4 protein-coding genes and 3 pseudogenes are annotated in these 4,790 nt (G+C 35.1%); 3 read left to right on the forward strand and 4 right to left on the reverse strand.

What is annotated here, in order from left to right:
- Nucleotides 1-38: 38 nt before the first annotated feature.
- Nucleotides 39-1,195 (reverse strand): IS3-like element ISBt2 family transposase gene (locus tag ACYFX0_RS30885; protein ID WP_097826534.1). Its coding sequence is split into 2 segments (ribosomal slippage): nucleotides 39-943 and nucleotides 943-1,195, totalling 1,158 coding nucleotides; the frame shifts between segments, so codons are not numbered across the junction.
- Nucleotides 1,196-1,283: 88 nt separating this feature from the next.
- Here ACYFX0_RS30885 and ACYFX0_RS30890 point away from each other — a divergent pair.
- A pseudogene (locus ACYFX0_RS30890) lies at nucleotides 1,284-1,385 on the forward strand (LysR family transcriptional regulator); the annotation flags it as partial.
- Between the two features lie 95 nt (nucleotides 1,386-1,480).
- Here ACYFX0_RS30890 and ACYFX0_RS30895 read toward each other — a convergent pair.
- The 3 genes and pseudogenes from ACYFX0_RS30895 to ACYFX0_RS30905 form a co-directional block, all read right to left on the reverse strand.
- Nucleotides 1,481-1,744 (reverse strand): hypothetical protein, encoded by a 264-nt coding sequence (locus ACYFX0_RS30895; protein WP_000921855.1) that lies wholly within the window; start codon nucleotides 1,742-1,744, stop codon nucleotides 1,481-1,483.
- A gap of 51 nt (nucleotides 1,745-1,795) precedes the next feature.
- Nucleotides 1,796-1,915 (reverse strand): annotated as a pseudogene (locus tag ACYFX0_RS30900) (C45 family autoproteolytic acyltransferase/hydolase); the annotation flags it as partial.
- 41 nt (nucleotides 1,916-1,956) lie between these two features.
- Nucleotides 1,957-3,000 (reverse strand): aspartate-semialdehyde dehydrogenase, encoded by a 1,044-nt coding sequence (locus ACYFX0_RS30905; RefSeq protein ID WP_000591706.1) that lies wholly within the window; start codon nucleotides 2,998-3,000, stop codon nucleotides 1,957-1,959.
- A 129-nt stretch (nucleotides 3,001-3,129) separates the two neighbouring features.
- Here ACYFX0_RS30905 and ACYFX0_RS30910 point away from each other — a divergent pair, with 129 nt between their 5' ends.
- Nucleotides 3,130-3,996 carry a LysR family transcriptional regulator gene (locus tag ACYFX0_RS30910; protein WP_106082452.1) on the forward strand — a complete coding sequence of 289 codons (867 nt, stop codon included), beginning with the start codon at nucleotides 3,130-3,132 and terminating at the stop codon, nucleotides 3,994-3,996.
- 88 nt (nucleotides 3,997-4,084) lie between these two features.
- A pseudogene (locus ACYFX0_RS30915) lies at nucleotides 4,085-4,790 on the forward strand (transposase); the annotation flags it as partial.

Below are 4,790 nucleotides of genomic sequence, written 5' to 3' on the forward strand. Positions count from 1 at the left end.
TGAAGTGAACCCCGAAAACGGGACACCAATCAAAACACCTAAACCACTTGTTCCCTAAATTCTTTAGGGGATAGGTGGTTTAATTTTTCTTGAATTCGCACACAATTGTAGTAATGAATGTATTCTAGCACAATCTTTCGCACAGTTGTGTTGGATACTTTTGTTATCTTTTGTGAATAGAAAGCTTCACTTTTTAAATGACCAAAGAAGCTTTCCATGACGGCATTATCATGGCAATTTCCTCTCCGGGACATGCTGGTGATCATGCCGTTTTCTTTGGCATACGCTTGAAATTCTTTTGCTGTATAAATACTTCCTTGATCCGAGTGAAGAAGGACATCTTTTACTTTTCGCCCTCTCATTGCTTGTTTCAATGTTTTCATCGCTAATGTCAGTGTTTGTGATTCGCTGATGACACAACTAATAATTTCACGATTAAAGGCATCCATGATCGTTGATAAATACAAGGTACGCTCTCCAAATAAGAGATACGTCACATCCGTAAACCACTTTTCATTTGGTTTGGATGCATCGAATTGGCGCTCCAATCGATGAGGGGCTACCATTGGTTCCGCACCATTGATATATTTCTTTTTCTTTCGACGCACTTTTGAAAGAATATGATTTTGTCTCATGATTCGTAATACTTTTTTATGATTGACACACAGTCCCATTTTTCGAAGAGTAGCGGTCACTCTTCGATATCCATACCGGAATTTATGCCTAAGACAGACGTCCTTTACTTTTTCTTCTATATCATCTTTCAGATCTTCCGTTCGTTGTAACCAACGATAAAATGTAGAACGGGGTAATTCTAATACGTTACACAAGTCTTTTACCGTTATTTTTGTTTGTACATTTCTCCATAAAGTAACTACAGTTTCTGGTTTCAGCCCCTTTCGATTTCCAGATACTTTCCCCATACAAGTAATTTTGTTTTTAGATGTTTATTTTCTAAACGTAGCTGTTCTAATTCACTGAGCTCTTTTGGTCCTTTTCCATAAGAATATTGTTTTCCTACAGGTTGTTGAAAACGGTACGTTTGATCGGTACGATACCACTTCATCCACGTCTTAATTTGGGAAACATTTTTAATTCCAAGCTTCTCCATAATTGTCCAATTGGAATATCCATCCTTTTTCATTTCAATCACTTTCCACTTTACTTCTTCTGGGTAATGAACTCTTGTCTTCAAACGAAAAACACCTCCAATGAATTTGCATACTTAGTATGCGAATTCAGGAGGTGTTTTTTTCATGTACCACTATTCGGGTTCACTTCAAATTGAAATAGGGCTTATTTATAGAAAAGATAAATATATGTGTGCTGCCACTCGAGAATTTATTGAGCAACTACAAATCACAGTACGTTCTTTCCAAAACTAAACAAAAGAGATTGTCCTATGAAATCGTTTCACAACGATCTAGTAGAATAATCTCTTTTCAAAAAAGTAAACATTGCATGTAAACTCTTATAAATTTTAATGTACCTTTTTAGATATTGGAATATATTTTGTAAAATATGCACCAACTAGCAATAATACAATTGAAAATAACCAAGTAAAAACACCGCCAAAATGAAACCAATATGCAAACATATTTAATATTGCGAGTGAAAAGAAACAAATAGAAGTTAGCGCACTTTTCAATCCTTTTATCTCGGATTTTTTTCTCTTTTGATAAGCAATATACATCGCAATAACAAGAAAAAAGATAAGAACAAATGGTAACATAACTTTTAGCATTGGTAATCCCTCCAGTGTATATGCACTCTTTATATTACCATCTTATCCCATTTATCTTTTAGGCATCAATTTATTCTTATCTTCCCTCCAAAAGTCAGTATAAGTTTTATTTTTAAAGTTCACATTCACCTCAGAAAAAGGCATACTTCCTCCAACTTTCAATGAGTAAAAACCGGGAAATCATTAACGATTCCCCAATTTTTCAAACTATATTAAAGTATCCCCTTTTCCACTAAAGTCTCTGCGATTTGAACTGAATTCCAAGCCGCACCTTTCAATAAATTATCGGAAACAATCCAGAGGTGGAATCCGTTTGGCGTATCAGGATCTTTACGTATTCTTCCGACAAATGTATCTATTTTCCCTTCTGCATATAATGGCATTGGATACAGCTGTTCACTAGGGTTATCCTGCAAAATAACACCTGGTGCATCCATTAATACTTCCTTAATTTCCGCAACGGTTGCTTCTTTTTCCAGTTCTATATAAACCGATTCTGAATGCCCTGATACGACTGGAACACGTACACAAGTAGCTGCCATTTTCAAGTTTTCATCTTCTAATATTTTCTTCGTTTCTTGAATCATCTTTACTTCTTCAAAAGTAAAATCATTGTCTGTAAATATATCTACTTGAGGCAGTACATTAAACGCTATTGGATAATGTTTTTTATCTTTTTTCGCTGGTAATATATCACTTTTCACTTCTTTACCAGCAAGCATAGACTTAGCCTGCTCTTGTAATTCATGAATTGCATGAATGCCAGAACCCGATACAGCTTGATATGTTGAAACGATAATTCTTTCTAAACCGAATGATTTTCGAATCGGCTGAAGTGCAGTTACCATCTGTAATGCTGAACAATTTGGAACTGCAATAATACCTTTATGCCGCTCTAAAGTATGCGCATTCACTTCCGGAACAACGAGCGGTACACCTTGTGCCATTCGGTACTCACTTGTGTTATCAATTACAATCGCACCACTAGAAACTGCATGAGTTACAAATTGTCTAGATACTTCTCCCCCAGCACTAAAAAAGGCAATATCTACACCTTCAAAGCTAGTTGTTTTTGCCTCTTGTATAATTATCTCTCGTCCTTTGAATCTTACTTTCTTACCGGCGGATCGTTTTGATGAAAGCAATGTAACTTCAACTATATTAAACTTCATTTCATTCTCTAACAGTTCAATAATTTTTTGCCCTACCGCACCTGTAGCCCCAACAACAGCTACATGATAGCCCTTTTTGATCATCTTTTCTCCTCCAATATCACTTGAATGAATATTTCCACAATTTTATTTTATACGGAATTTAATCATTTGGAAAATTAAAATACATGATATAATCATTCACAAATCATGATAATAAAAGAGGGATCGCTTATGGAAATGAGACATGTTAAAACATTTTGCGCCATTGTGAAGTATGGTAATTTTTCTAAAGCTGCTCATGCGCTAGGTTATGCGCAATCTACTGTTACAGCACATATGAAAGCTTTAGAGAACGATTTACATATTCCTCTTTTCGATCGGTTAGGGAAAAAAGTGCTACTTACAAAAGCAGGTCATCAATTTCATCCTTATGCATTAGAATTACTTGCAATATATGAAAAAGCGCAAGAAATCCCCCAAAATACAGATTATTTAGAAGGTACATTAAGTATTACATCTAATGAATCATTAGCGGTATACCGATTACCACAATTATTACGTACTTACAAACAGAAAAATCCGAAAGTAAATATCGTACTTGAAACAAACACAAATGAACAAGCATTACAAAAATTACGTGAAGGAGAAACAGACGTTGTCTTCATAATTGGAGAAAGTATAGAACATAATGATTTTATTACGCGTACTTTTAGTAATGAAACATTTGGATGGATTTTACCAGTTTATTCCGCTGCACACGCAAATCCATTCCAGTTATTACAGGACACCCAGTTCATTTTTACAGAACAAAGCTGCGGCTATAGGCCAATGGTAGATCGTTTTTTACGTCAAAGTGGAAATATTCCAGCTAAAACATTTGAAACTTCCAATGTTGAAGTCATTAAACAATCCGTTATGTGTGAATTAGGCATTTCAATTCTTCCTTATATCGTTGTACAAGAAAGTTGCCAAAAAGAACAACTATGTTTTCAGCCTATCGAAACTCCAACCATTATTCAAAGTCATGTAATCTATCATAAATCCAGATGGATTTCCCCGGTATTACAGTCGTTTCTTTCCTTACTTGAACGAGACTAAAATATTAAGACGTACATATAAAAAGAGTAATTATGAACTGCACCCCAATTGTTAGACACAGTCTAACAATTGGAGGTGCAGTTTTTCTATGGCTAAATTTACAGCTGATGAAAAAATACAAATCGTTCTACGTTATTTGAACGGAAATGAAAGTTATCGAGAAATGGGTAGATCGCTCGGTATAAGTGACACAATCATTTTGAATTGGGTAAACCAATATAAACAGAATGGTCTGGAAGCTTTTCTAAAACGATGTACAAATTACACACAACAATTTAAACTAGACGTACTAAACTTTATGATTGAAAACGGTATGTCCTTATTTGAGACGGCAGCTATCTTTAATATTCCTGCCCCTTCAACGATTTCTGTTTGGAAAAAACAGCTCGAAACACAAGGAATTGATGCCCTTCAATCTAAGAAAAAGGGGCGTCCATCCATGAAAAAAGATTCAAATAAACAATTAAAACAACATTTAGCTGAAGGGTCAGTCGAAGCACTTGAAGCACGCATTAAACAGCTTGAGATGGAAAATGAGTACTTAAAAAAGTTAAATGCCTTAGTTCAAAACAAGGAAAAATCACAAAACAAGACAAAGCGCAAGTAGTCTATGAATTAAGGCATAAATATTCGGTGAAGGCACTCGTGGAGCTAGCTACTATTCCTCGAAGCACGTATTATGATTTAGTAAAGAAAATGAATCGTCCAGATGTAGATGCCGATTTGAAAGCTGAGATTAAAGCGATTTATGAGGAAAATGAAGGTCGTTATGGTTACCGTCGCATTCGTGATGA

The sequence above is a fragment of the Bacillus sp. NEAU-Y102 genome, assembly GCF_054788175.1.